A 26,434-nucleotide genomic window follows, 5' to 3' on the forward strand; every position below is an offset into this window, starting at 1 on the left:
GGAGACCACATGAACCTGCGCCACCTGGCGTTTCCCTTGCTGCTGGCAGCGCCCGCGCTTGCCGCCGCACAATCAGCAGCCCAGTCCGTGACGCTGTACGGCGTCATCGATACGGGCGTCGAATACGTCAATCGCATCGGCTCGACCGGCAATAGCGTCGTGCGCATGCCCAACCTGAGCGGCACGGTGCCCTCGCGCTGGGGCCTGCGCGGCACCGAAGACCTGGGCGGCGGCGCCAAGGCGCTGTTCACGCTGGAATCGGGCTTCGCGCCCGACAGCGGCACGAGCAACCAGGGCGGCCGCCTGTTCGGTCGGCAGGCGTGGGTGGGCCTGTCCAACAACTGGGGGCAGATCAGCCTCGGCCGTCAGTACACGATGCTGTTCTGGGCTTCGCTCGATACCGACCTGCTCGGCCCCAACGCGTACGGTTCCAGTTCGCTCGACACCTACCTGCCCAACGCCCGCGCTGACAACGCCATTGCCTACAAGGGCAAGTTCGGTGGGTTCACGGTCGGGGCGACCTACAGCTTTGGCCGCGATGCCGTCAACGCCGGGCCCAGCCCATCCGGCACCAATTGCGGTGGAGAGAACCCGGCTGACACCCTGGCCTGCCGCGAGTGGTCGGCCATGCTGATGTACGAGACCGGCAAGTGGGGCGTTTCCGCCGCGTATGACTCACAGCGCGGCGGGCCCGGCGCGTTTGCCGGGTTGACGTCAAGCGCGCTCAAGGATGACCGCATGGCGTTGGGCGGCTATGCGCTGTTCGACCGCGCGAAGGTTGGCCTGGGCTGGATCGGCCGCCGCAATGGCGCATCGGCCACGCCGCGCAGCGACCTCTTCTACGCCGGCGCCGCATACGACCTGACACCGGCGCTCACGCTCTCTGGCGAGGTGTTCCACCTGCGGTTCCACAACAGCGCCAACAAGGCATGGCTGGGGGCGGTGCGCGCCAGCTACGCGTTCAGCAAGCGCTCGTCGGTGTATGCCACGGTCGGCTATATCGACAACCGCGGCAGCCTGGCGCTGTCTGTAGATAGTGCCGCCACGGGCGCGGCACCCGCTGCCGGCGGAAACCAGCTCGGCACGATGGTCGGCATCCGGCACGTGTTCTGACCTGCCATGAAAAAGGCCCGCCACTCTGTACGAGCGGCGGGCCTTCAAACTGCAAAACCAGAACGGTGCCGGCTCAGCCGATGGCCGTAGCGTCCAGCGCCTGCGTGAAATCCGCCAACAGATCGGCCTCATCCTCAATGCCGACCGACACGCGCACGAGCGAATCGGCAATACCCATCGACGCGCGGCGCTCGGCACCCATTTCCCAGTAGATGGTCGGCGCCACCGGAATCACCAGCGTACGCGTGTCACCCAGGTGCGTGGCGCGCACGGCGTAGCGCAGGTGGTCGAGCATGTCGACGTAATCCGCGCCGTCCACCAGTTCGAAGCTCAGCAGGCCGCCGTAATGGCGGAACAGCTCTGTGGCGCGGGCGTGCTCGGGGTGCTCGGGCAGACCGGGGTAGTAGACGCGGGCCACCTTCGGGTGCACAGCCAGCGTTCGGGCCAGCTCCAGGGCGTTGCTGCAGGTGCGGTCAATGCGCAAAGCCATCGTTTCAGCGCCCACGGCAATGCGGTGCGCGGCATCGGCAATCAACGTCGCGCCCTGGTCGCGCAGGCCCTTCTTGCGAATCTGCTGGATGCCCTGCATTTCCGGCTTGGCCTTGCGGTATGCCGGGTAGATGTTCGGATACGCCGTCCAGTCGAACAGGCCGGTATCGACCACCGCGCCGCCCAGCGCGTTGCCGTGCCCGCCGATGTACTTGGACAGCGAATGCACCACCAGGCTCGCCTGCGCATCACGCGCGCGGAACAGCCACGGCGAGGTCATCGTGCCGTCGACCACGTAGATCAGGCCGCGTGCCTTGCACACCTCGCCAATGCCCTTCAGATCCGCCACCTGGGTGCGCGGGTTGGCAATGGTTTCCACGAAGACGAGGCGCGTGTTCGGCTGCACAGCGTCGGCCACGGCCTGGGCAGACGTGGCATCGACGAATGTCACTTCCACGCCCAGGTTGCGCAGCGTCTCGAACACGCTGTTGGTGTTGCCGAACAGGAAAGCGCTGGAGACCACGTGGTCGCCCGCGCGCAGCATGGTCGAAAACACCGCCATGATGGCCGCCATGCCGGTGGCGAAACACGCGGTGGCCACGCCCGCTTCCATCATCGTGATCTTGGCTTCCAGTGCGGCCGTGGTCGGGTTGCCCTGGCGCGCGTAGGTGTAGCCGGGCTTGCCCTGGAACACGTCGATCAGCTCGCGCGTATCGGTATAGCCGTACGTGGTGGACGTGTGCAGCGGCTTGTGGATGGCGTAGTGCTCGACGCCGGCTTCACGGTCGGCGTGCAGGAGGGCGGTGGTCAGTCCGGTCATGGCAAGGGCAGCAAGAAGGCGGGAAAAGCGAGGAGGCGCAGGAAACAGCAGGAAAGTCATGCATTATCGCGCGATTCCGGGGCCACCTGGGCGCCAGAACGCTGGCGGGCGTGGAACGTGGCTTGCTTCGCACCTCGCGTTGCAAGACTGACCGGATTCCACCTCTTGTGGCGAGCGCACCTCCTGCACCGTCCCAGCTCGGGCGGCGCCTTCTGATCTGCGATGTGGAGCGCGGCACCACGGGCATGTCTTCCAGACGGATGTCGCCAACGCCGTGGAATACGACAGCTTTCATGATTGACCCCTTGTTGGAAAACAGGACACCGCGCCTGCTGCACGGTTTCGCCCAAGGCACGCAACCCCGGTGCTTGCGCGCAAGCCGACCGCTCTTTTACGAACCGCGCACAGCCAGCACAAAGAGCAGCAACGTACTGGCGCACATGCACAGGGTCGCAACCCACGCCGTGCCATGCAGCAGCCGAGAGCTGCGGAACGGCCCCATCACGGACTTGCGGCGCGACATCAACTGCAGCATCACCATGACGGGCGTAGCCGCCACGCCATTGAGCACCGCAGCCCAATACAGCAGCTTGAAAGGCTCGATGGGCAGGAACACCAGCACCGTGGCCACCGCCATCACAAGCGCCAGAAACAGATAGAACTTGGGCGCGCGGTGCACCTTGGCCTCCAGGCTGCTGTGCCACTGGAAGGCCTCGGCAGCGGCATAGGCGGCGGAGCCCGCCAGCACCGGCACCGCCAGCAGCCCCGTGCCGATCACGCCCACGGCAAACAACGTCTGCGCAAAGCGCCCGGCCACGGGCTTGAGCGCTTCAGCGGCCTGGGCGCAGGTCTCGATTTGCGTGACGCCGTGCGTGTGCAGTGCGTAAGCGGCCGTCAGCATGATGCAGAAGGCGATCAGCGCCGACACCACCATCCCGACCGTGGTGTCGATGCGGATGCGTGCGAGCTGATCCTTCGCCTGCCAAGGCGCTTTCTTGAGCGGCGCTTCGTCTTCGGCCAGCCGCGTCTCTTCGACTTCGCCCGCGGCCTGCCACACAAACAGATAGGGGCTGATGGTGGTGCCGAACACCGCCACCAGCGTCATTGCATAGTCTTTCGACCAATGCAGCCGGGGCACCACGGTGTCGTGCAGCGCGTGCGCCCAGTCCACTTTCACGACAAAGGCCGTGGCCACATAGGCCAGCAGCGACAGCGCAGTCCATTGCAGATAGCGCGCATAGCGGCGGTACGGCATCCACACTTGCAGCACGAGCGTGAAGACGGCAAACAGGCATGCATACCATGCTGTCGAGCCCCCCAGAAGCAGGCGCACGCTGTCGCCCATGGCCGCGATGTCGGCACCCACGTTGATGATGTTGGCAAGCGTCACCAGCGCCACAAATGCATAGGCGAGCCATGGCGACTGATGCCGCCGGATGTTGGCGACCACGCCCCGGCCGGACACACGCCCCAAGCGGGCGCTGACGAGCTGGATGGAGATCATCAACGGCAGCGTTAGCAATAGCGTCCATAGCATGCCGGTACCCATTTGCGCGCCGGCCTGCGCATAGGTGGCGATCCCGCTCGGATCGTCATCGGCGGCGCCGGTGATCAGGCCGGGCCCCAACCGGCGGTACCACGGGGCGTCTTCTGCGGCAGGCACGTTGCGCTCAGCTGCGGTTATCTGTGGGCGAAGCGTCCGGCGTCTGGTCTCCGGGGTCGTGCAGCTTGTCACGCGTGATGCCGGGCGGCACCTCACCCTGACGCATGCGGCGCAGCGTGTCATGCCGGCTTTGCGGCTGGGGTGCCATGCTGCCGGAGCGGCCCACTTCCGCATTGGCTAGCCGGTCGCCTGGTTTGCGATGCGATTCGGCTTGTTCCCAATCGGCCTTGCGTTGTTTGGCGTCTCGGCTTCCCTTCTGTTGCTTGTCTCGCATGGTCGGCTCCGGTGTGCGGGTGCGGGTGTGCAAAATCAGCGGCGTTTGCGGATCAGGCTGACCTGTCCGTTGCGCTCCAGGATGGCGGCTTCTACATCATCGAGCGTGCGCGAGCCCAAGGTCTGGCGCACGCTCTCTTCCAAGTCGCCCACGGTGATGAGCGCTGCATCCATCTGGCCTTGGTCGAAGCGCCCTTCGCGATAGACCTCGCGCTCGCGGCCCGCGATGAGCCGGTCGAGCTTCGGCAGCCGCACGCAGGCCCAGCCCAGCAGGCGGTGCACGGCCACCAGCGCGAGCGAGGCCGACACCGTGGCCACAAACGGCGAGGCCCCGACAATCGCGCGACTCAGCGTCGCCCCGAGCAGCACGGCGACAACGAAGTCGAACGGCGCACGCTGCCCGAACGAGCGTCGGCCCGACAGACGCACCAGCGCCAGCCCGATGGCGAACACAACGACCGCGCGCATCGCGGTTTGCAGCGGGTTGAGATCCTTGCCTTCGCCAAACAGGAACAGCAGCGTGTCCATGGCGCCTCCCGTCGTCGATGTGGAGTCTGTTCCACCAGCAGAGCAAGCGGCGTGCCGCAGGGCATGCGCGCGAGAGTGCACCCCAAGCCACGTTCGAGCGCAATGGCATGCCGCGTGCTGAAAGCCGTGTATCCACTCTTTCATAGCGAGCCCGCCATGCCCGACCAGCCACAGCAGCAACCACCACAGCATCAGGACCGCCAGCCCGGCACCGAGGGCGACATGACGCCGCATCCCCGCGCAGAGATGGAGGATTACGTCGGCAGCGGCAAGCTGGCCGACAAGGTGGCCATCGTCACGGGCGGCGACAGCGGCATCGGACGCGCCGTCGCCATCGGCTTCGCCAAGGAAGGCGCCGACGTGCTGATCGCCTACCTGGACGAACACGACGATGCCAACCAGACCTGCCGCCTCGTACGCGCGACCGGCCGTCGCTGCGAAGCCATTGCCGGCGACCTGGGCGACGAAGCGCATGCCCGCGCGGTGGTCACGCAGGCGGCGGCCATGTTCGGCAAGATCGACATCGTGGTCAGCAATGCAGCAGAACAGCATCCGCAGCAGAGCCTGGCCGACATCGATGCCGTGCAACTGGAGCGCACGTTCCGCACTAACGTCTTTGCGATGTTCTATTTGATGCGAGCGGCGCTACCGCACTTGCATGAAGGCGCGCGCATCATCACGACAACGTCGGTCACGGCGTTTCGCGGCAGCGGGCACCTCGTGGACTACGCCGCCACCAAGGGCGCGATCGTGGCGTTCACGCGCTCACTGGCGCAGCAATTGGCGGACAAGGGCATCCTGGTAAACGCCGTGGCACCGGGGCCGATCTGGACACCGTTGATCCCATCCACCTTCGATGCCGAGCAGGTCGCCAAGTTTGGCAGCAAGGAGCCATTGGGCCGGGCCGGGCAGCCGGATGAAGTGGCCCCCTGCTACATCTTTCTCGCGTCTGCCGATGCGAGCTATATGACGGGGCAGACGCTGCATCCGAATGGGGGGGAGATCGTCAATGGGTGACGGGGTGACGGTGCTCCCCCCCTTCCACATCATCAAAACGCCGTCCGCATCCCAACCATCGCGCCGAGCTGGTTCACGCCCTTGGCGGGCGTGGTGCCGCCCCCTCCGCCACTGACGGAATACTGCGCGTTGGCGCTGTTCCAGAGATAGCCCGTCTGCGCGTACAGCGCAGTGCGCTTTGACAACGCATAGACGCCGCGCAACACGGCCATCGTTGCGCTACGGCTCTGATCGGCATTGACGATACGGAGCAGGCCGGCATCCAGCGTGAGCGCACCCGTTAGCGGATAGCTGCCGTTGACGAAGTACAGGTTGGAGCGCACGTCGCCAGCCGCGGCTTGCAGGTGGCGGCCGATCCAGCCGACGCCAAGCTTGGCGTTGCCGAGTTTCACGTAGCCGTTGGCGACGATGCGGCGGTCCTTGTCACCCGCATCGCTGAACGCGATGGGCGCGCTGCCGTTGAAGAACGATGCAGTGGCTCCGGTGCCGCCGCGCTGCTCTTCGTAGGCGCCGGCCACACCAAAGGTGGCAGCGTCGTACTTCACCATGGCCGACATGGCGCGGCACGCCGATGCATTGCCCGCTACCTCTCCCGCACAGGTGCCGGACGCCGGCACACCGCCCGCCGCATCGCGGCCGAACGAATACGTGGCGCCCACCGTGAGGCCGCTGAAGGTGCCCTTGTAGGCGATCGTGTTGTCGGTACGTGCGTTCGGAATGTAGGCATCCAGTGACCCGATGGCATATTGGCTGGGGCCGAGAATGTCAGCATCGGCCAGCGACAGAAACACCATGCTGTACTGCCTGCCCAGCGTGACGGTGCCGTAATCGCTTGCGAGCCCGACCCACGCCTGCCGGCCGAAGAGACGACCGCCCTGGCCGGAGGTGCCGGTGTCGGTGTTGAAACCGCTTTCCAGCGTGAACACGGCCTTCATGCCGTTGCCCAGGTCTTCAGCGCCGCGCAGGCCCCAGCGCGAAGGCAGCGTTCCCGTCACGGAGGGGATGCGCGTGAGGCCATTGCCGTTGGCATTGGCATGGCTCACGTATTCAATGCCGGTGTCGATCAGGCCGTAAAGCGTGACGCTCTGGGCGTTCGCGGTGCCGCTGGCGAGTGCGCACGTAGCCGCTGCCAGTGCGAGACAGTGCGTGCGCAAGGTGGTGGTTTGCATGTGGGGCCCCTCCTAGGGTCGAGCCGGTCCCGCCCCCCATGTCTGGCGAGCCGGCAGTTTGGAATGCATGGAAGGCGCCATCCGGGCGGACGGCGCGAGAAAGAAGAACCGCTATGTCAGTCCTGCACGCGCGGCCGCTTGAGCAGCAGCAACGCCGCCAGCGCCGCAACAACGGTGACGGGGATGCTCGCGCCGATGATGGTGGTGGCGTGCTGCCCCATCGCAAGCAGCTGGCCCGCCAGCAGCGGCCCGGCGATCGAGCCCAGCCGGCCCACCGCCACCGCCGCGCCCACGCCGGTACCGCGCACGACGGTCGGGTAGTAGGCTGCCGCCAGCGCATACAGCACCGACTGCGCGCCGATCACAAACAGCCCGGCCATGAAGGCCCCCGCCGACATCGACGCCATGCCGCCCGCAGCGGCCAGCAACGACAGCGCCGCGATGATGCCGACATACATGCCGGACACCACCCAGCGCGGGCGCGCCGCGTCCATCAGCATGCCGATACCCAACGCACCCGCACCGCCACCGATGTTGAACAGGATCTGCACCATGCCCACCTGCGGCCGGCTCAGCCCCTGAGCGGCCATCAGCGAAGGCAGCCAGTTGAGCAGGAAATACAGCACGATCAGCGTGAAGAAATAGCTGACCCAAAGGAACAGCGTGGCGGTCGTGCGGCGCTCGCCAAACAGTGCCCATGACACGGGCGGCGGCTGAATGGCACCACGCTGTGCGCCGTCGAACCGGCGCGATTCCTGCAGCGTCAGCAGCAGCGGCACCACCACCAGCGGGCCGAAGCCGCCCACGTAGAAGATGTGGCGCCAGCCGGAATCGCCCGCGCTCAACATGCCGACCACCGCGGCGATAGCGCCGCCAAACGGGATGCCGCAATACATGATGCTCACGGCGGTGTTGCGCAGGCGTGTGGGTACTGCCTCAGCACACAGCGCGATCAGGTTGGGCATGGCGGCACCCAGGCCGATACCGGTGGCCACGCGGATCATCAACAGGCTGTTGAAATCCCACACGTGCGCGGTGGCGATCGAAAAAATGCCAAACAGCGCCGTGGCCAGGATCAGCACCCGCTTGCGGCCGATGCGGTCGGCCAGGCGGCCGCCCAGCATGGCGCCCGGCAACAGGCCGAACGTGCCGGCACTGAAAGCCAGGCCCATCTGCCCGACCGATAGGCCGAACTCGCGCGCCATGCGCGGCGCGGCCACACCGATGGATTGCAGATCGAGCCCCTCAAGCAGCGCAACGATGAAGCACAGCCCGAGGGTCATGGCGACACCGGGGCCAACGTTCTCCCGGGTCAATGTCGTGGTGGTGGTTTGCATGGCATCTCCTTCCGGATGTTGGGCGGCCGTCATTGGCAACTGAAGCTCGAGGCGTCGTTGATGTTGCCGGTGCCCGTATAACGGGCGTTCTTCGGGTATGCGCACAGGGGGCGTGTGCGGTCGTGGCCAGCGGAATTCCAATCGCTGGGCACTTCGGTATTGGGCACGGCGTTGGCAGGGCCGCGCGCCGTGGCGACCACGCTGTCGGGCGCCACGCCGTGTTCCACCCAGGCCACCAGCGGCGTGAGCATGTCGAACTGGTCGGCGGTCGGGCCGCCCGCGCAGTGGTTCATGCCGGGCACCGGATAGAACCGCGCGAAGTTGCTGGCATCGCCGCCGTTGGCGGCTGCCAGGCGCTGGTACCAGTCGGTCGTGTCGTCGGACGAGAACACGGGGTCGCTCGTGCCGTGATAGACCATCAGCTTGGCGCCGCGCCCCTTGAGCGTGCCGAGGTTGGTCTCATCGGGCGGCGTCATGAACGACCAGGCGGATTCGGTGTACGTGGCGTCGGTGGCGAAGATCTTCGGCGCGTCGGTGTCCATGTTGAACGCCAGGCCATACGCGGTGAGTGACGTGATGGCGGACGCCGGCTGCGGTGTGGTCGTAAACACGAACGCCAGCGCTGCCGGGTCGAGCTGGATCGAGTTGCCCTGCTTCCAGGCCGCCCAGTTGCTGCCGCTGATGCCGGCGTCAAACGAAAAGCCCGAGTACAACGCCTGCCCTGCGCTGTTGTGCGCGCCGGCAAACAGATTGGTCATCACGGTCTTCTGCGCGGCGGTCAGGCAGGTGCCGTCACGTGCGCCGGTGCAGGTCGGCACATCGTTGGCGAGGCTGAATGCGGTCTGGCACGCCTTGAGGTTGTTGATCATGCCGTCGGCTGTGCCATCCAGCGCATCGCACTTGGCGAGCACGTGGCTGGCCACCATGGCGCGCTCCGTTGCGCTCAGGGACGTGGTGATATCCGGAAAGCCGGCGCCGGTGTTGGCCGTGGCCACCGTCGCCAGTTGCTGCGCGCTGTACACCTCGTTGATGGCCGCCTTGGGCAGATGGAAGCCCGGGTCGCCGGCCACGATGCCGTCGTACGCATTGGCCGACCGTGCGGCGGCCACCATCGCATGGCGCCCGCCGTTGGAGCACCCGCCAAAGTAGCTGCGGTCCGGCGTCTTGCCGTACACCTGCGCGATCATCGACTTGGCCATCGGCGTGAGCGTCGCGACGGCGTTGTAGCCGTAATCGAGGCGCGCCTGCGGGTCGCGCCCGAACAGCGGCACCTGGCTGCCGCTATGCCCGGCATCCGAACTGATCACGGCAAACCCCGAGCCCAGCGCACTGCTGACCGGCCCGCCACCCAACGCGCCCAACGCAGTGGCCACCGAGCCATCCAGCCCGCCGTTGGCCTGATAGAAGAAGCGACCGTTCCACGCCTTGGGCAGGCGCATTTCAAAACCGATGGCGTAAGTCTTGCCGTCTACCGGGCTCACGCGGGTGTTCATGGTTCCGGTGATCAGGCAATGCTCGGGCACGGCGTTGCCGCCCACGCTCAATGTGCCTGCCGCCACGGTGGAGATGGCGGTGATGCTGGTGTTGGCAAAACTCAGCTTGCCGGCAAAGCTCTCGCACGCGGTGGCGAGATTCAAACCGGTGGCAGGCGTGAGTTGTGGCAGTTGCGATGCTTGCGACGTTGATGCGTCGCCTGTGCTGTCGTCGTTGCAGCCGGCGCAGCTCAACGCGAGGGCGAGCGCGGCCAGCGCCATGCCCCGTGACATGACGGTCTTCATGAGTCTCCTCCTGGGTGGATGAACCAGTCTTTGCCGGTTGGTCGTATTGCTGCGTTGGGATCAGCCCGCGCGGATCACAGCGGGATCGCCATCGCGATACAGCGTGTCGACCCGCTCTGCACGGTGGCTAAGCACGGCACGCTGGTTGAGCGTGCCCTTGTCTGTGATCTCGCCACGGTCCAGCGACGGCGGCGCGTCAAGCAAGAGCAGCCGCGCCACGCGCGTGGCGCTGCCGGTGGCGGTGGCATTCAGTTCATGCAGCAGCGCCGAAAACGCGGCATGCACGGCGGGGGCGGCCAGCACCTCGGCCACACTTGCGGTGGGCGGCAGGCCAGACAAGCCGCGGCATCGCTCCATTTGCGGAAACACCAACAAGCCGATGTCGTCGCGGTTCATGCCGGCAATCACCACGTCCTGCACGTACGGCGCGCCCCCCGCAATCACGCGGGCACGCAGTGGCCCCACGCTCACGAAGGTGCCGGAGCTGAGCTTGAAGTCCTCCGCGATGCGGCCATCGAAGACGAGGCCTTTCTCGGGGTGCTCCGGATCGTAGAAACGCAGCGCGTCGCCGCTGCAGTAATAGCCGTCTTCGTCGAAGACCGGGGCGGCGGGCTCCTCGCCTAGGCGCCAGTAGCCACGCATGACGTGCGGCCCGCGAAAGCGCGCCTCCAGCTTGTCGCCCACCGGCACGAGCTTGAGCTCACACCCCGGCGCCGGCGTACCGACATAGCCGGAGCGCATGATCGGCGCGGTGGTGAACAGGCAGCACGGCGAGGTCTCGGTCATGCCCAGCCCGGCCATGATGCGAATGCGCTCGCCGCAGTGCTGGCCGGTCACGCGCTCCAGCCTGTCCCATGCCTCTTGCGACAGCCCGGCGCCACCAAAGAAGTAGAGCTTCACGCGCGAGAAGAAGGTCTCGCGCAGGGCCGGGTCCCGTTCCAGCGCCAGCGCGAGTTCTTCCCACCCCTTGGGCACGTTGAAATACGCGGTGGGCGCAATCTCGTGCAGGTTGCGCAGGGTCTCGTCGAATTTGCCCGGCACGGGGCGGCCGTCATCGATATACAGCGTGCCGCCGTTGTAAAGCACGATGCCGACGTTGTGGCTGCCGCCAAAGGTGTGGTTCCAGGGCAGCCAGTCCACCAGCACCGGCGGCTCCTTGGCAAATTCGGGAATGGTCTGGCGCAGCATCTGCTGGTTGCTGCACAGCATGCGGTGCGTGGTCGGCACAGCCTTGGGCGCGCGTGTCGAGCCGGAGGTGAAGAGCACCTTCACCAGCGTATCGGGGCCGGTTGCGGCCTGCGCGGCGTCCGCGGTCGTTACAGGCGTCTGCAGCAATGTGTCGAACGCCGTGGCGGTGCGGCCAGGCAGTACGCCGTCGCGCGTGATGACCTCCACGCCCTCCGGCACCACCGCATCGATGGCTTTGGCGAAGGCCGCGCCATCTGCCGCATAGACGAGCCCCGGCGTCAGCACGTCAAACACGTGGCGCAGCTTGCCAAAATCCGTCGACACCAACGCATACGGCGGCGACACCGGCGCATACGGCACGCCCGCCCACATCGCACCCAGCGCCAGCTGCAGATGCTCAAGATCATTGCCGGACAGAATCGCCAGCGGGCGCTCGGTGGAGACACCGCGATCCAGCAACGCCTGGCCGATGGCTCGGGTACGCTCGAGCATCTCGCGATACGTCAGCTTGATCCACGCGCCGTCTGCCCCTCGACGTGCTGCCAGCACACGATCCGGGTGGCGGTGCGCGCCCGCGACCAGGCAGTCGGTCATGCGTTGCGGATGCTCGGCAAGCGCCTCGGTATTGCGCACGTGCCAGACGGTGGCGTCGCGCTCGTCCGTCTCGCAACGCGCAGGGGCATCGCTCACGGCGACCTGCCTGTATGGGTGATTTGGCACACCTGCCGGGGGCGGCGTGTGATGCCCGGGTTGAACCTGCCGGCCTTGAGCCTGCATTTCGACGTGATTCACGTCTTGTCTCCTGAATGCGCCGCCCGTTTTATGGTTGTGGTGGGCGGCTGCCGAACTTCAGATCGGTTAAATCGGATAGTGGCGCGGCGTATTCTGCAAAGTGATCCAGCGCAGCTCGGTAAATTCCGCAATCGACGCCTTGCCGCCAAACCGGCCATAGCCGCTGCTCTTCACGCCGCCAAACGGCATCTGCGCCTCATCGTGCACGGTGGGGCCGTTGATGTGGCAGATGCCCGATTCGATGCGCTGCGCAACCCGCATGGCGCGCGACACATCGCGGCTGAACACGGCGGCCGACAAGCCGTATTCGCTGTCGTTGGCCAAGCGGATCGCCTCTTCATCGCCGTCCACGCGCGCCACCGTCACCACGGGGCCAAACGATTCCTCGTTATACAACCGCATGGCAGGCGTCACGCCATCCACAATGGCCGGCTGCACGATGGCGCCATCCATGTGCAACCCCACGGGCAGCGCAGCGCCGTGGGCGCGGGCATCTTCCACCAGCGCCTGCACGCGCTTGGCCGCATCCACGCTCACCATCGCGCCCAGTTGCGCGGTGGCGTCGGTCGGGTCACCCGCGCGAAGCGTGCGCGCCTTGGCGGCCAGCTTGTCGACGAGGGCATCGGCAACCTTGCGATCGACGATGACGCGTTCGGTCGACATGCAGATCTGGCCCTGGTTGAAGAACGCGCCGAAGGCAATCGCATCCACCGCAGCATCCAGGTCTGCATCGTCCAGCACCAGCACCGGCGCTTTGCCGCCCAGCTCCAGCAACGCTGGCTTGAGATGCCGCGCGGCGTGCTGCGCAATGATGCGTCCCACGTGCGTCGAGCCTGTGAAGTTCACACGCCGCACGGCCGGATGCGCGATCAGGCGTTCCACCACCTGGGCCGCATCGGCCGGCGCGTTGCTCACCACGTTGACCACGCCATCGCCCAGACCAGCCTCTTGCAGCACGGTGCCGATCAGCCGGTGCACGCCCGGACACATCTCCGATGCCTTGAGCACGACCGTGTTACCGCACGCCAGCGGCATCGCCAGCGCGCGCGTGCCCAGGATCACCGGCGCGTTCCACGGCGCAATGCCGAGCACCACGCCGCACGGCTGGCGCACGGCCATCGCAAAGTTGCCCGGCATATCCGACGGGATGACGCTGCCGTCGATCTGCGTGGTCATGGAGGCAGCTTCGCGCAGCATGTTGGCCGCCAGCATGACGTTGAAGCCGATCCAGTTGGGGCTGGCGCCGGTTTCGGCCGCGCCTGCACGAATGAACGTCTCGGTGTGCTGGTCCATCAAGTCGGCCGCCTTGAGCAAGCGCTTGCGGCGCTCACCCGGCGGCAGGGCTGCCCACGCGGGGAATGCATCGGCGGCGGCCTGCACGGCGGCGTCCGCATCCTCCAGCGTGGCAGCCGCCGCGCGCGAGGCGACCGCGTCGTTGACTGGGTTGCGGCGCTCGAAGGTGGCACCGTTTGCGGCTGGCCGGCTTTGACCGCCGATCAGCAGGGTCACAAGCTGAGTCACGTCAGGCATGGGTTCGTCTCCGGGGGCGTTGGAGGGAGCGGGTCAGGCGCGCTTGTATGCCTGCAGGCCCGGCTTGATCGACTTGTCGTCCAGGAACTGCTTCAGGCCCTGCTCGCGGCCGCCCTCCGGGTCCCGCAGCGTGGCCTGGTCAAGCTTGGCGTACAGATAGTCCTCGTTCTGCTCCCAGGTCAGCTCGCGGCTACGCTTGAAGCCGTGCTTGGCGGCACGCAGCACCACCGGGTTCTTTTCCAGCAGCTTCTCAGCAATCGCCACGGTGCGGGCGCGCAGATGGGCACGCGGCACGCTCTCGTTGACGAGGCCCATGGCGGCGGCCTGCTGGCCGGTGAAGGTCTCGCCGGTCATGATGTAGTAGAGCGCCTGGCGGTGGCCGACGGTATCCGCCATCGCCTTGCTGACGAGGTTGCCCGGCGGGATGCCCCAGTTGATTTCCGACAGGCCGAAGGTGGCCTCGTCTGCGGCAATCGCCAGATCGCACGCCACCAGCGGCGAGAACCCGCCACCGAAGCACCAGCCGTTGACCATCGCGATGGTCGGCTTGGCGTACATGCGCAAGAGCTTCCATTGCCACTGGCAGGCGTCGCGGCGGATCTTCTCCTGCAGGATCTCGGGGCCCGCGTCCACTTCGCGGAAGTATTCCTTCAGGTCCATGCCCGCAGTCCAGGCATCGCCCGCGCCGGTCAGCACCAGCACCTTGGCATCGGCATCCAGCTCCAGCGCTTCGAGCACCTGGATCATTTCCGCGTTGAGCGTCGGGCTCATTGCGTTGCGCTTCTCGGGGCGGTTGAACGTCACCCATGCAATGCCCTGGTCCACCTTCACGTCCACGGTCTGCCAGCGTCCTTGGTAATCAGCCATTTCCATCTCCTTGATCTGTCGGCTTGCTTCGAAACTCCCGCCGCCTGAAGTGCGGCGCGTCTCAGCTTGGTGCCCATTTAATATCAGGTAGCCTGATATCACAAGGAGATTATCATTGCCGTAAACCCTGATCCGAACGACACGTAGCAGAATGTGCGCATCTGCAAAGGTGCACACCCACTCACATCCATGGCGGCCACAAGAACCAAACGCAATACACCTCAGCCCGCGCACGAGGGCGCCCCGGCAACGTCTGCCCGACTGCCCTACCTGATCGGCCGCACCGACCGCATCGTCAAGCGCCGCCTTGGCGAGGCGCTGGCGCCGCATGGGCTGACGGTGCCGCAGTTCACCGCGCTGTCTGTGCTGCACGCGCGCGGCAGCCTGTCGAACGCGCAACTGGCGGAACGCTCGTTCATGTCGCCGCAATCGGCCAATGAAGTGGTGAAGACGATGGAGGCGCGGGGCTGGGTGACGCGCACGCCCGATCCGACGCACGGCCGCATCGTCATGCTAGGCCTGACCGATGAAGCGCTCGCGCTGCTGGCGCTGTGCGACGAGGCCGTCAGCCGGCTGGAGAAGGAAATGTTGCAGGGAATCGACGTCGCGCACGCGGCATTGCTGCACGATCTGCTGCTGCAATGTGGGCGGAATCTGCGCTGAGCGGGCGCCTTCAGTTGCCCCGGCCGCCGCCGTTATTCAATGTAATAAAGTCTGATCATAGGAACATTCTGATCGACACCCCTCGGCGATAGAATGGCTGGTCGCCGCCGTTCGAGCGGCCTTCGCCCCCTCCTTCAACGCACCGCGGTTCTGAAACGCCTCCATGTGGATTGTCCAACTCGCGCTGCGAAGGCCGCTGACGTTCATCGTCCTCGCCCTGCTGATCCTGCTGGCGACGCCGTTTACGCTCATGCGTACGCCCACGGACATCTTTCCGGAAATCGACATTCCGGTCGTCAGCATCATCTGGAACTACAACGGCCTGCCTGCCAAGGAGATGGCCGACCGCATCGTGTCAGTCACGGAGCGCAGCCTGACGACCACCGTCAACGACATCGAGCACATCGAATCGCAATCGTTGAACGGCATCTCGATCGTCAAGGTGTTCTTCCAGCCGACGGCCAACATCCAGACCGCGCTGGCGCAGATCGTTTCAGTGTCGCAAGCGCAGGTGCGGCAGTTGCCACCGGGGACGACTCCGCCGCTGATCATCAAGTATTCGGCGTCGAGCATTCCGATCCTGCAGTTGGGCCTGTCGAGCAACACGCTGTCGGAACAGGAACTCAATGATGCGGCGCTGAACTTCCTGCGCCCGCGCCTGATTACGGTGCCCGGCATCGCCGTGCCGTTCCCGTATGGTGGCAAGAGCCGGCAGATCACGGTCGATCTCGACACGCAGAAGCTCCTGGCGCAGGGCCTGACGCCCGTGGACATCGTCAACGCGGTGGGCGCGCAGAACCTCATCCTGCCGGCCGGCACGCAAAAGATCGACGCCACCGAATACGGCGTCACGCTCAACGGCACGCCCGGCAGCATCGCCGCGCTCAACGCCATTCCGGTCAAGACCAGCAACGGCGCCACGCTCTACCTGGGCGACGTAGCCCATGTGCGAGACGGTTTCTCGCCGCAGACCAACGTGGTGCGCCAGGACGGCCAGCGCGGTGTGCTGCTGTCCATCCTGAAGAACGGCGGTGCATCGACGCTGGATATCGTCAGCAACATCTACAAGCTGCTGCCCACCGCCGCGGCGGCGCTTCCGCAAGACATCAAGATCACGCCGCTGTTCGACCAGTCGCTGTTCGTGAAAGCGGCCATTGAAGGCGTGATTCGCGAGGCGCTCATCGCCGCGTGCCTGACGGCCGCCATGATCCTGCTGTTCCTCGGCAACTGGCGCAGCACGGCCATCATTGCGGTGTCGATTCCGCTGTCGATCCTGTCGTCGATCATCGTGCTGCATCTGCTGGGCGAGACCATCAACCTGATGACCCTCGGCGGCCTGGCGCTCGCGGTCGGGATTCTGGTGGACGATGCCACCGTCACCATCGAAAACATCGAGCGCCATCTGCACGAAGGCAAGGAGCCCGTCACCGCCATCCTGGACGGCGCCGCCGAGATTGCCGTGCCGGCCTTCGTGTCGACCCTCTGCATCTGCATCGTCTTCGTGCCGATGTTCTTCCTCACAGGCGTGGCGCGCTACCTGTTCGTGCCGATGGCCGAAGCGGTGATCTTCGCCATGCTGGCGTCGTATGTGCTGTCGCGCACGCTGGTGCCGACGCTGGTGATGATGCTCATGACCGGGCACACGCAAGACGCCAAGAAAGCCGACGCAAAACCGAGCACGTTCGGCCGCATCTACCGGGCGTTCAACACGCAGTTCGAGCACATGCGCGGCAACTACGCCGCCATCCTCGGCGGGTTGCTGGAGCGCCGCCGCGTGTTTGCGCTGTCGTTCCTGGGCTTCTGCGTGGCGTCGTGTGCGCTGTTCCTGGTGCTCGGCCGCGATTTCTTCCCCGATGTGGATGCGGGCCAGATTCGCCTGCACATGCGGGCACCATCGGGCATGCGCATTGAAGAGACAGCGCGCCTGGCCGACGAGGTGGAAACCACCATCCGGCAAATCATTCCCAAGAAAGAGCTGTCGACCATCCTCGACAACCTGGGCGTGCCCAACTCCGGTATCAACCTGTCATACAGCAACGCAGGCACCATCGGCACGCTTGACGGCGAAATCCTGATCGCCCTGCACAAAGGCGAGCGCAAACCCAGCGCCGAATACATCCGCCGCCTGCGCGAAGAACTGCCGAAACGGTTCCCGGGCGTGGAATTCGCCTTCCAGCCCGCAGACATCGTCAGCCAGATCCTGAACTTCGGCCTGCCGTCGGCCATCGACGTGCAGTTCTCGGGCGCCGACGTGGCCACCAACAAGCAGCTCGCGGGCATGCTGGCCAACCGCATCAAGCAGATTCCGGGCGCGGTGGATACACATGTGCACCAGCGCTTCGACCAGCCCACGCTGGCCTTGAACATGGACCGCACCCGCATCCAGCAGGTGGGCCTGGAAGGGCGCGACGTGGCGCAGAACCTGCTGGTGTCGCTCAGCTCGAGCTTCCAGACCTCGCCCACGTTCTGGTTGAACCCGATTAACGGCGTGGTGTACCAGGTGGCCGTGACGAGCCCTCAGTACCGCGTCGACTCCCTTGACGCGCTGCTGCGCACGCCGGTGGCGGGCTCGCGCGGTGGCACCGCACAGGCGGGCGGCCCGCAACTGCTGGGCAATCTTGTGCAGGTAAGCCCTGCCGTGCAACCGCAGGTCGTCTCGCATTTCAACATCACCCCCGTGGTAGACGTGTATGCCGCCGTGCAGGGCCGCGACCTGGGCGCCGTCGCCAAGGAAGTGCAGAAGGCCGTTGACGACATCCGCCCCAAACTGCCGCGCGGCGCGCAGGTGACGATTCGCGGCCAGGTGCAGACGATGGAATCGTCGTTCCTCGGCCTGGGTGTGGGGCTGGTGATGGCGATCGTGTTGGTGTACCTGCTGATCGTCGTGAACTTCCAGTCGTGGATCGACCCACTCATCATCGTGACTGCACTGCCGGCAGCGCTTGCGGGCATCGCCTGGATGCTGTTCGTGACGGGGACCACGCTGTCGGTGCCCTCACTCACGGGCGCGATCATGACGATGGGCGTGGCGACGGCCAACTCGATTCTGTTGATCTCGTTTGCGCGTGAGCGATTGGCCGAAGGCATTGCGCCTGTGCAGGCGGCGCTGGAAGCGGGTGCCACGCGCCTGCGCCCGGTGCTGATGACGGCCCTGGCGATGATCATCGGCATGGTGCCCATGGCATTGGGCCTGGGCGAAGGCGCAGAACAGAACGCGCCGCTTGGGCGCGCGGTGATCGGCGGTCTGCTGTTTGCGACCGTCTCGACCCTCTTCTTTGTTCCGGTGGTGTTTGCCAGCGTGCACAACAGATTGCAGCGGCGCGCCGCCCGGCGTAGTCACGATTTGCGGGGAAGCGAAGGACATGTCTGAACAAACATCCGGTGCCCATTCTGGGCCGCATTCTGGGTCGCATTCAGGGCACCTCGCAGGCGGCCCGCCGCACCACGTCGTCACGGTGGACCCGATCGAACAGGTCGACCGCGGCCCCGCCATGCGCCGCGCACGCTGGGTCGTGATTGCCGTGGTGGTGGTGCTGGCGCTGGGCGCTGCGCGCACGCTGGTCGGCCGCTATTACAACGCGCATGCGCTGGAGCGGCAGGTGAACGCGCAGACCAGCCGCTACGTCACCACCATCGCCCCCAAACCGGCCCACACCAATCGCGAACTGACGCTGCCAGGCACGCTGCAGGGCTACGTTGAATCGCCCATCTATGCGCGCACCAGCGGTTACGTGCTGCGGTGGTTCAAAGACATTGGTGCGCACGTCGACAAGGGCGAAGTGCTGGCGCTGCTGGACACGCCGGAAGTGGACCAGGAACTGAACCAGGCGCAGGCCACGCGCAACCAGGCCGCCGCACGCAAGGCACTGGCGCAGACCTCGCTCACGCGCTGGCAGAACCTGCGCCAGAAAGACGCCGTCTCGCAACAGGAACTGGACGAGCGCACCAGCGCCGCCAACCAGGCCCAGGCCGACCTGGCTGCCGGAGAAGCCAACGTGCGCCGCCTGCAGGAACTGCAAGGCTTCCGCCGCGTGGTGGCCCCGTTTGCGGGCGTGGTGACCAAGCGCAATGTCGATGTCGGCGCGTTGGTCAACGCCGGCAACGCGGGCGCCAACCGCGAGCTGTTTACGCTTGCGCAGACCGATCCGCTGCGCATCTACCTCTATGTGCCGCAGGCGTATTCGCAACAGGTGAAGGTCGGGCAGGACGTGGCCGTGACGCTGGCCGAGCTGCCGGGCCAGACCTTCCACGGCACCATCGCGCGCGCCTCCGGCGCCATCGACGCCACCACGCGCACCATGCAGGTGGAAGTGCAGCTGCCCAACAAGGACGGGCGGCTGCTGCCCGGCGCCTATGTGCAGGTCGCCATCAAGGGCAAAGCCACCGGCGACGAAGCCGGCGCCAGCGCGAAGGCAGACGCACCGGTTGCATTCACGGTGCCGACCAACACGCTGCTCTTCCGCAAGGAAGGCCCGCGCATCGCCGTGGCAGAAAACGGCCACGTCGACCTGCGCCCCGTCACCATCGGACGCGACTACGGCCGTACGGTAGAAATCATCTCCGGCCTGAAGGCGACGGACGCGCTGATCCTCAACCCGGCCGATTCCATCGAGCAGGGCGAAGCGGTCACCATCGTCACGCCGGCCCCGGCATCAGCGCCCGCGGCGTCTGCGCCGCACGCATCATGACCCGGTTGCGCACCACCACGCTGGCGGCATCGATGATCGCCGCGCTGGCCGGCTGCTCGCTCGCGCCGACCTACGAGCGCCCGGCCATGGACGTGCCCGCGCACTGGCAGACCGAAGCGCCCTGGCGCGCCGCGCAACCCGCCGACGCCGCGCCCAAAGGGCCATGGTGGCAGCGCTTCAACGATCCGCAGCTCGACAAGCTCGTCACGCAGGCGCTGGCGCACAACCAATCGCTCAAGGTTGCGTTGTCGAACCTGGAGCAGGCGCAGGCTCAGACGCGCGTGGCCCGCGCAAGCCTGTTGCCGACCATCACGGCCACCAACAACGACACGCGTACGCGCACGTCGTCGGAACGGCCGCTCTCGTCGTACACGAGCCCAACGATGTCAACGGTGCAGAGCGATTTCGTCCTGCGCGCCGACGCGAGCTATGAAGCCGATCTGTTCGGCCGCGTGCGCAATACCGTCGCCAACGCCGCCGCCAGTGAAGAGCAGGCCGGCGCCAATCTCGAGAATTTCCGCCTGCTGCTTGCCGCGCAGGTCGCCACCACCTGGTACAACCTGCGCGAAACCGATGCGGAAATCGCCGTGGTGCAGGAAGGTCTGGCGCTGCAGCGCAAGGCGCTCGATTTTGTTACCTCGCGGCACCAGGACGGCGTGGCGTCGGGGCTCGATCTGGCGCAGCAACAGGCGCTGGTGGACAGCACCGCCACGCAGGCCGAACTGCTGACCAAGCAACGCGCGCAGTACGAACACGCGCTGGCGACGCTGGTCGGTACACCGGCCCCGGCCTTCCATCTCGCCCCCGCGCCACTTGCAGGCACGGCGCCGCAGATTCCGGTGGCGCTGCCCTCCGACGTGATCGAACGCCGCCCAGACGTAGCAGCGGCTGAACGGGGCGCTGCTGCCGCCAACGCGCAGGTGGGCGTGGCACGCGCTGCGTTCTTCCCGAGCGTGATGCTCAACGGCGGCGCCGGTTGGGAAAGCCGCGATCTGGCGCTGCTGTTCTCTGCGCCCACGCTGCTGTGGTCGTTCGGCACACAGATCGCCCAGACGGTGTTCGACGCCGGCCGCACGCGAGCGCGTGTGGACTTTGCCAACGCGGCCTACCAGGGCGCGATCGCCAACTACCGGCAGACGGTGCTGGGCGCGTTGCAGGAAGTGGAAGATGGCCTTGCCGGGCTGCAATCGCTGGACCGTGCGGCAAACCAGGCGCGCCATGCCGTGGAAAGCGCCCGCAAGGTCTACGACATTGCGAGCGTGCGCTACGAGGGCGGGCTCGCAACCTCGTTGGACGTGATCACCGCGCAGCAATCGCTGTTGAACAACCAGCGCACGGCGGTGCAGATTCTTGGCCAGCAGATGACGACGAGCGTGTTTCTCGTCAAGGCGGTAGGCGGCGACTGGAACCACGCCGCAGCCGCGCCCACGGCCACGCGGTAGACGTCAGGCAACGCGGCGCAGGAAACCCGCGCCAACAAAGAGGCCACCCAGCCAGCTCAGCGTGAGTGCCACGGCAACGAGCAGTTCAAGCAAATCGGTGCCGTCGCCGGGCACGCGCAGCGCCAGCGCAATCACCGCGGCCATCAGCACACCCGCGGCCAGCAGGCTTACCAGCAGCGCGCCAAGCCCGGTCGACAACGTGCGCACGACCGGCGGATGCACATGCGCCGGCGGACACAGCTCTGACATGCGCGCACGCACATAGGCCGCCGTGCGGGTGCCGTCGGTGGCGTCGGCGTGATGCCGCATCACGTGCATCCAGGTTCGGGTGTCCAGCACCCCGGAACTCAGTTCCTGTGCAACGCGCCGCAAAGCCGCGCGTTCGCGTGCGTGGTCGGTGGCGTCAGAGGGCGTTTCATTGGGGGCGGGCTTGTCGAACACGGCCGGTGCCGCAGCAGGATCGGTCAGCCGCACCTCATGCCGATAGGTCACGCGCACGCGGCGCGAAAACCAGATGTACGCTGCCGAGCCGATGAGCAGCAGCGCCTCCGCTGCCAGCAGCAGCGTGATTGGCATGCGCCCTGCCGTACCGCCGGAGGCTTGTGTCGTCCACGCATGAATGCCGCCGCTCATGGCCAGCGTGGCCAGCAGTTGGAGCACGCCGTATCCGAGCCACACCATCGGAAACCAGCGCACACGCAGGAAGGCCAGGGTGACGAGCCCCAGCGGAAAGACGAGCCCGGCCAGCGCCGGCGCCGCCCGGGCTGGCCCACCGCTGGCCTCGCCGAGCGTGAGCATCATGCCCATCGCCAGCACGATCGCCAGCGCCGGCAGCGTGTTCAGCCACAGCAGTGTCACGAGCCAGCCGCGCACGCCGTACAGGCGATGCGCCCGTGCGCGCGCCGCCGAAATTGCCATCCAACTCTCTTGCATGAAGCTCCCCGACCGGGTCCGCCATGCGTCGCATGTGGCGCAGCATGACTTCTGAATTTTCGCGATTGTGTCACCGGGGGAAGTCAGTTGCCCCCCTCCAAAGTGGGGACAGCGGCACATTGTTGCCAATGTCTTGCTACATCCAATGCTGGCAAGGCTTTGCGGGTGATTAGTTGTTCTTAATTCAGATATTGAAAACGCTGAGTGTTGTATTGGCGCCTGTGCGCCAGCGCTCCAGCACCGCGAAGCCCTGCAAGTCCGCTCCGCATACCGGGCCGAACCTTTTGCATGTCATGTGGGCCACAATGCGCTCGCTGGTCTGGTCAGCCAGCGCACGCACCGCTGAGATCTTCGGCATCAAGATCGCGGCACCGTGCAGGCAGGCAAGTTTGCTGATCTGGTCATCTTCGACCCCGCCACCTACGCCGACCGTGCGAGCTATGAACAGCCGGGGCTGCCGCCCGTGGGCGTGCACTGGGTGCTGGTCAATGGCACGCTGGCGGTGGCCGACGGCAAGGCTGTGCCGGATGTTTTGGCGGGCCGGGCCCTACGCAAGCGAGCCGCTCAGATCACGTCGCCAAGCTCGCGCACATCGGTGCCGGTGCAGCACGCGAGTATCTCGGCGTCTTCCTTGCTGACGGACAGATAGACATGCCCGACTGCGCTGTCGAAGTACAGGCTGTCGCCGGGTGCCAGGCGGAAGGCGTCGCCGTTTTCGAAGCGCAGTTCGATCTCGCCGCCCAGCACGAAGACGAATTCCTCGCCGGGGTGGCGGATGTAATCGGGAAAGTCGTCGACCGAGCGCGCCCGGATGTGCGCGCGCATCGGCAACATGCGTTTGCCGGTCAGCGCGTCGGCCAGCATGCCGTATTCGTAATTCGGCGTGTCATAGATGACTTGGCCGCCCGAGGGCGTGAAGGTCGGACGTAATGGTCCGGCATCCGGCGTACGGCGCCGGCCGAGCAGTTGCTCGAACTCCAGCCCGAGCGCCTGCGCCAGCCCGGCGAACTTTTCATACGTCAATGCAATGTCGCCGCGCTCGGCCTTGGAGATGGTGGACAGCGCCACGCCAGAGCGCTCCGACAACTCTTGCAGGGTGAGCCCGCGCGCCTTGCGTGCCTCGCGAATGCGCGCGCCAACTTCTTGGTGATTGAGCTGCGCCGGTGCCTCGTCGATTGGATGGGCCTGGATAGCCGCTTTTGCGCTGGATGCCACGCATGTCTCCGGGTTTTCTCGTATACGAGAATTTGATTTTTCTCGTATACGATAACTCAAACCCTCCCCAGCCTCCAACCTAGGAGAGCAGCCCGTGTCGACACTCGCCCTCGACAGCCGCCCCGCGCTGTCACGCACGCAAGTCATTGCCGCCACCACCATCGGCACAGCGCTGGAGTTCTACGATTTCACGATCTACAGCTACTTCGCCATCCAGATCGGGCAACTGTTCTTTCCATCGGCGTCGCCGGTGAACCAGTTCCTCCTGTCGATCGGGGTGTTTGGCGTGGGCTTTGTGGTGCGGCCGCTGGGCGGCGTCATCATCGGTGCCTATGCTGACCGCGTTGGCCGCAAGAAGGCGATGGTGCTGACCATCATGATGATGGCGCTGTCGTGCGCGCTCATCGCCACGGCACCCACGTACGCCACGGCGGGCATCTTCGCGCCGATGATCGTGCTGGCCGCGCGCCTCATGCAGGGCTTTGCAGCGGGCGGCGAATTCGGGCCCGGCACCACGCTGCTGGTCGAATACGCCAGCGACCGCACGCGGGCGTTCTTTGCGAGCTGGAACTTTGCGGCAACCGCACTGGGGCTCGCGCTAGGCGCGGCGGTCGCCACGCTCATCAACGTGACGCTGTCCAAAGAGGCGGTGCTCGCCTGGGGCTGGCGGCTGCCATTCCTGCTGGGCATTTTTGCCGCGCCAGCCGGCATGCTGATCCGCCGCCGGCTGGAAGAAACGCTCGACCGCCGCGATGCGGCGCCCGGCCACGTCAAACCGCGGGGCGCGCTCAAGGCCGCGCTGACCACGCATCTGAAGCTGACCATTCTCGGCACCTTTGCAGAGCTTGGCGGCTCGGTGTCGGTTTACATCACCGCGTTCTTCCTGCCGAGCCACGCGGTGCGCACGCTGCACATGTCGCCCACGGCGGCGGTGGCTTCCGGCGTGGTCAGCTCGCTGGTGCTGTTTGTGGCCGCACCGATTGCCGGGCGCCTGGCCGATCGCTACACCCGCAAGCGCTTGCTGGTCACCTCGCGCATCATCATGCTGCTGGCGGTGTACCCGGCGTTTGCCTTCCTGGGCGCACATCCAACGCCGCTGGCGCTGTACGCGGTATCTGCATTGCTGGCGGTGTTCGTGGCCGCACAGATCGTGCCCGTGCTGGTGATGATCCCGGAGCTGTTTCCCAAGCATGTGCGCGCCACCGGCATTGCGCTCACGTATGTGGTGAGCGCATCGTTCTTCGGCGGGTTCTCGCCGTTCATCGCGAGCTGGCTGGTGGAGCGCACGGGCAACCCGCTGGCGCCCGCCTGGTATGTGGCCGCAGCATGCCTGGTGTCACTGGTGCCGGTGATCTGGCTGCGGGACCGCACGGGCGAAGCGCTTTAAAGGAAATGTTCATGTCGCACAACGACACACTCGTCAGCCGTTCTGCAGTGGAGCTGCGCCGGCTGATCGGCGCCAAGGAAATCTCGCCCGTCGAGTTGCTCGACGCCTGCATCGAGCGGATCGAAACCATCAACCCAGCCGTGAATGCCATCACGGCGACGTGCTACAGCCAGGCCCGCGACGCCGCCCGCGCAGCCGAGCGCGCCGTGCTCAATGGCGAACCGCTCGGCCTGCTGCACGGCCTGCCGCTGGGCGTGAAGGATCTGGAAGACACCGCCGGCCTGCTCACCACGTACGGCTCGCCCACCGCGCGCAGCAATGTGCCGACGCAGGATGTACTGCTGGTCGAGCGCTTGCGCGCTGCGGGCGCCGTGCTGGTGGCAAAGACCAACGTGCCGGAGTTCGGTGCTGGCGCCAACACGCGCAACCCTGTGTGGGGCGCGACAGGCAACCCGTTCAACCCGATGCTGAATGCGGGCGGTTCGTCCGGCGGTGCGGCAGCCGCGCTGGCGTGCGACATGCTGCCCGTCTGCACAGGCTCCGACACCGGCGGCTCGCTGCGCATTCCGGCATCCAAATGCGGTGTGGTCGGCTTTCGGCCATCGCCGGGGCTGGTACCGAATTCGCGCAAGAAACTTGGCTGGACGCCCATTTCGGTGGTCGGCCCCATGGGGCGCACAGTGGCTGAAGCCTGCCTGCAACTGGCCGCCACGGCGGGCCTGTCGGCAAGCGATCCGCTCAGCTTTCACGTCGATCCACTGAGCTTTGCCACGCCCGCGCCCATCGACCTGTCCTCGCTGCGCGTCGGCTGGACGGAAGACTTCGGCTGCTGCGATGTCGATGCCAGCATCCGCGCGGTCTTCCGCGAGCGCATTGCCGCCATCGCGCCGATATTCCAATCGTGCGAACCCGTGCAGTTCGATCTGGGCGAGGTGCATCGCTGCTTTGACGTGATCCGCGCAGAGAGCTTCGTCGCTGGCCTGCATGAGGCCTACACGCGCGACCCGGCCTCGATCGGCCCGAACTCACGCGCCAACTACGAGCTGGGCGCCGCCATGACGCTCGCTGACTGCGCGTGGGCCCAGGCGGAGCAAACACGCATCCTCAAGCGCTTCCAGGCGGCCTTCGGCGAGTACGACGTGATCCTGTCGCCGACGACGCCGGTATCGCCGTTTCCGTGGAGCGAGCTGTATGCCACGCACATCGACGGCCGCGCGCAGGAGAACTATTACCGCTGGCTGGCGCTGACGTACGTCGTCACGCTGACCACGCACCCGGCGATCTCATTGCCATGCGGTGTTGACCACGCGGGCATGCCGTTCGGCCTGCAGATCGTCGGGCCCTTCCACGGCGACCGCAAGACGCTTGCCGTGGCGCACGCGCTTGAGCAGGCTTTCGACGCGTCTGCTACGCTGCGGCGGCCGCGCCCGGACCTCGCCAAGCTCACGCAGCCGACGCCGGCACTTCAATCCATCATCACCGCGCCGCCGGTGTTCGATGCCGCCACGAGCGGCATGGGCACCTCGGCCGTCTGAACCTACA

21 protein-coding genes are annotated in these 26,434 nt (G+C 66.2%); 8 read left to right on the plus strand and 13 right to left on the minus strand.

Features of this window, described 5'->3' with window-relative positions; all coding sequences use genetic code 11:
* Positions 1-9 precede the first annotated feature (9 nt).
* A complete protein-coding gene (locus ACCD03_RS00850; RefSeq protein WP_413410527.1) occupies positions 10-1,113 on the plus strand; it encodes a porin in 1,104 nt (367 codons plus the stop codon).
* Positions 1,114-1,186: 73 nt separating this feature from the next.
* On the opposite strand, the gene ACCD03_RS00855 is transcribed toward ACCD03_RS00850, so the two are convergent.
* The 4 genes from ACCD03_RS00855 to ACCD03_RS00870 form a co-directional block, all read right to left on the minus strand.
* Positions 1,187-2,422, minus strand: coding sequence for a cystathionine gamma-synthase family protein (locus ACCD03_RS00855; protein ID WP_413410528.1), 1,236 nt, complete (start codon positions 2,420-2,422; stop codon positions 1,187-1,189).
* A gap of 391 nt (positions 2,423-2,813) precedes the next feature.
* Positions 2,814-4,085 (minus strand): Nramp family divalent metal transporter, encoded by a 1,272-nt coding sequence (locus ACCD03_RS00860; RefSeq protein WP_413410529.1) that lies wholly within the window; start codon positions 4,083-4,085, stop codon positions 2,814-2,816.
* 7 nt (positions 4,086-4,092) lie between these two features.
* Positions 4,093-4,359, minus strand: coding sequence for a hypothetical protein (locus ACCD03_RS00865; protein WP_413410530.1), 267 nt, complete (start codon positions 4,357-4,359; stop codon positions 4,093-4,095).
* A gap of 35 nt (positions 4,360-4,394) precedes the next feature.
* A complete protein-coding gene (locus tag ACCD03_RS00870) occupies positions 4,395-4,886 on the minus strand; it encodes a DUF421 domain-containing protein (RefSeq protein WP_413410531.1) in 492 nt (163 codons plus the stop codon).
* Between the two features lie 156 nt (positions 4,887-5,042).
* Here ACCD03_RS00870 and ACCD03_RS00875 point away from each other — a divergent pair, with 156 nt between their 5' ends.
* A complete protein-coding gene (locus ACCD03_RS00875) occupies positions 5,043-5,903 on the plus strand; it encodes an SDR family oxidoreductase (protein ID WP_413410532.1) in 861 nt (286 codons plus the stop codon).
* Positions 5,904-5,935: 32 nt separating this feature from the next.
* Here ACCD03_RS00875 and ACCD03_RS00880 read toward each other — a convergent pair whose 3' ends face one another.
* From ACCD03_RS00880 to ACCD03_RS00905, 6 genes are all read right to left on the minus strand, one after another.
* Complete coding sequence (locus ACCD03_RS00880; protein ID WP_253540575.1) at positions 5,936-7,072, minus strand: porin; 1,137 nt, start codon at positions 7,070-7,072, stop codon at positions 5,936-5,938.
* Positions 7,073-7,188: 116 nt separating this feature from the next.
* Complete coding sequence (gene mhpT, locus ACCD03_RS00885) at positions 7,189-8,409, minus strand: 3-(3-hydroxy-phenyl)propionate transporter MhpT (protein ID WP_045205706.1); 1,221 nt, start codon at positions 8,407-8,409, stop codon at positions 7,189-7,191.
* A gap of 29 nt (positions 8,410-8,438) precedes the next feature.
* Entirely contained in the window at positions 8,439-10,187 is a 1,749-nt protein-coding gene (locus tag ACCD03_RS00890; RefSeq protein ID WP_413410534.1) for a tannase/feruloyl esterase family alpha/beta hydrolase, read from the minus strand.
* 60 nt (positions 10,188-10,247) lie between these two features.
* On the minus strand, positions 10,248-12,152 hold the full coding sequence (locus ACCD03_RS00895) for a feruloyl-CoA synthase (protein WP_413410680.1): 1,905 nt from the start codon (positions 12,150-12,152) through the stop codon (positions 10,248-10,250).
* Between the two features lie 81 nt (positions 12,153-12,233).
* Positions 12,234-13,697 carry an aldehyde dehydrogenase gene (locus tag ACCD03_RS00900; RefSeq protein WP_413410535.1) on the minus strand — a complete coding sequence of 488 codons (1,464 nt, stop codon included), beginning with the start codon at positions 13,695-13,697 and terminating at the stop codon, positions 12,234-12,236.
* 33 nt (positions 13,698-13,730) lie between these two features.
* Positions 13,731-14,564, minus strand: a complete 834-nt coding sequence (locus ACCD03_RS00905) for a p-hydroxycinnamoyl CoA hydratase/lyase (RefSeq protein ID WP_253540594.1) — start codon at positions 14,562-14,564, stop codon at positions 13,731-13,733.
* A gap of 189 nt (positions 14,565-14,753) precedes the next feature.
* On the opposite strand from ACCD03_RS00905, the gene ACCD03_RS00910 reads away from it, so the two are divergent.
* From ACCD03_RS00910 to ACCD03_RS00925, 4 genes are all read left to right on the plus strand, one after another.
* Positions 14,754-15,227: a MarR family transcriptional regulator gene (locus tag ACCD03_RS00910; RefSeq protein WP_316678389.1), complete on the plus strand. Its 474-nt coding sequence runs from the start codon at positions 14,754-14,756 to the stop codon at positions 15,225-15,227.
* A gap of 163 nt (positions 15,228-15,390) precedes the next feature.
* Complete coding sequence (locus ACCD03_RS00915; protein WP_413410536.1) at positions 15,391-18,597, plus strand: efflux RND transporter permease subunit; 3,207 nt, start codon at positions 15,391-15,393, stop codon at positions 18,595-18,597.
* Complete coding sequence (locus tag ACCD03_RS00920; protein WP_413410537.1) at positions 18,590-19,915, plus strand: efflux RND transporter periplasmic adaptor subunit; 1,326 nt, start codon at positions 18,590-18,592, stop codon at positions 19,913-19,915. Before ACCD03_RS00915 ends, ACCD03_RS00920 begins: the two co-directional genes overlap by 8 nt.
* Complete coding sequence (locus ACCD03_RS00925; RefSeq protein WP_413410539.1) at positions 19,912-21,357, plus strand: efflux transporter outer membrane subunit; 1,446 nt, start codon at positions 19,912-19,914, stop codon at positions 21,355-21,357. The genes ACCD03_RS00920 and ACCD03_RS00925 overlap by 4 nt, the downstream gene beginning before the upstream one ends.
* A gap of 3 nt (positions 21,358-21,360) precedes the next feature.
* Here the strand turns inward: ACCD03_RS00925 and ACCD03_RS00930 are convergent, their stop codons facing one another.
* The 3 genes from ACCD03_RS00930 to ACCD03_RS00940 all read right to left on the minus strand — a co-directional run bounded on the left by ACCD03_RS00930 (position 21,361) and on the right by ACCD03_RS00940 (position 23,505).
* The gene (locus ACCD03_RS00930) at positions 21,361-22,275 is read right to left on the minus strand and encodes a hypothetical protein (RefSeq protein ID WP_413410540.1); all 915 of its coding nucleotides are present in this window, start codon (positions 22,273-22,275) and stop codon (positions 21,361-21,363) included.
* 199 nt (positions 22,276-22,474) lie between these two features.
* Positions 22,475-22,765: a hypothetical protein gene (locus ACCD03_RS00935; RefSeq protein WP_413410541.1), complete on the minus strand. Its 291-nt coding sequence runs from the start codon at positions 22,763-22,765 to the stop codon at positions 22,475-22,477.
* 89 nt (positions 22,766-22,854) lie between these two features.
* Positions 22,855-23,505 carry a helix-turn-helix domain-containing protein gene (locus ACCD03_RS00940; RefSeq protein WP_413410542.1) on the minus strand — a complete coding sequence of 217 codons (651 nt, stop codon included), beginning with the start codon at positions 23,503-23,505 and terminating at the stop codon, positions 22,855-22,857.
* Positions 23,506-23,599: 94 nt separating this feature from the next.
* On the opposite strand from ACCD03_RS00940, the gene ACCD03_RS00945 reads away from it, so the two are divergent.
* On the plus strand, positions 23,600-24,892 hold the full coding sequence (locus ACCD03_RS00945) for an MFS transporter (RefSeq protein WP_413410544.1): 1,293 nt from the start codon (positions 23,600-23,602) through the stop codon (positions 24,890-24,892).
* 11 nt (positions 24,893-24,903) lie between these two features.
* Positions 24,904-26,427, plus strand: coding sequence for an amidase (locus ACCD03_RS00950; RefSeq protein WP_413410545.1), 1,524 nt, complete (start codon positions 24,904-24,906; stop codon positions 26,425-26,427).
* Positions 26,428-26,434: the final 7 nt, after the last annotated feature.

The sequence above is a fragment of the Ralstonia sp. Ralssp135 genome (assembly GCF_047304345.1).
GTDB classification, from domain to species: domain Bacteria; phylum Pseudomonadota; class Gammaproteobacteria; order Burkholderiales; family Burkholderiaceae; genus Ralstonia; species Ralstonia chuxiongensis.

Coding starts and splice junctions, on each gene's coding strand:
- ACCD03_RS00915 (WP_413410536.1), top strand. CDS start 15,391: ATGTGGATTGTCCAACTCGCGCTGCGAAGGCCGCTGACGTTCATCGTC.
- ACCD03_RS00855 (WP_413410528.1), bottom strand. CDS start 2,422: ATGACCGGACTGACCACCGCCCTCCTGCACGCCGACCGTGAAGCCGGC.
- ACCD03_RS00880 (WP_253540575.1), bottom strand. CDS start 7,072: ATGCAAACCACCACCTTGCGCACGCACTGTCTCGCACTGGCAGCGGCT.
- ACCD03_RS00925 (WP_413410539.1), top strand. CDS start 19,912: ATGACCCGGTTGCGCACCACCACGCTGGCGGCATCGATGATCGCCGCG.
- ACCD03_RS00920 (WP_413410537.1), top strand. CDS start 18,590: ATGTCTGAACAAACATCCGGTGCCCATTCTGGGCCGCATTCTGGGTCG.
- ACCD03_RS00865 (WP_413410530.1), bottom strand. CDS start 4,359: ATGCGAGACAAGCAACAGAAGGGAAGCCGAGACGCCAAACAACGCAAG.
- ACCD03_RS00875 (WP_413410532.1), top strand. CDS start 5,043: ATGCCCGACCAGCCACAGCAGCAACCACCACAGCATCAGGACCGCCAG.
- ACCD03_RS00895 (WP_413410680.1), bottom strand. CDS start 12,152: ATGCAGGCTCAAGGCCGGCAGGTTCAACCCGGGCATCACACGCCGCCC.
- ACCD03_RS00910 (WP_316678389.1), top strand. CDS start 14,754: ATGGCGGCCACAAGAACCAAACGCAATACACCTCAGCCCGCGCACGAG.
- mhpT (WP_045205706.1), bottom strand. CDS start 8,409: ATGCAAACCACCACCACGACATTGACCCGGGAGAACGTTGGCCCCGGT.
- ACCD03_RS00930 (WP_413410540.1), bottom strand. CDS start 22,275: ATGGCAATTTCGGCGGCGCGCGCACGGGCGCATCGCCTGTACGGCGTG.
- ACCD03_RS00905 (WP_253540594.1), bottom strand. CDS start 14,564: ATGGCTGATTACCAAGGACGCTGGCAGACCGTGGACGTGAAGGTGGAC.
- ACCD03_RS00900 (WP_413410535.1), bottom strand. CDS start 13,697: ATGCCTGACGTGACTCAGCTTGTGACCCTGCTGATCGGCGGTCAAAGC.
- ACCD03_RS00950 (WP_413410545.1), top strand. CDS start 24,904: ATGTCGCACAACGACACACTCGTCAGCCGTTCTGCAGTGGAGCTGCGC.
- ACCD03_RS00870 (WP_413410531.1), bottom strand. CDS start 4,886: ATGGACACGCTGCTGTTCCTGTTTGGCGAAGGCAAGGATCTCAACCCG.
- ACCD03_RS00850 (WP_413410527.1), top strand. CDS start 10: ATGAACCTGCGCCACCTGGCGTTTCCCTTGCTGCTGGCAGCGCCCGCG.
- ACCD03_RS00890 (WP_413410534.1), bottom strand. CDS start 10,187: ATGAAGACCGTCATGTCACGGGGCATGGCGCTGGCCGCGCTCGCCCTC.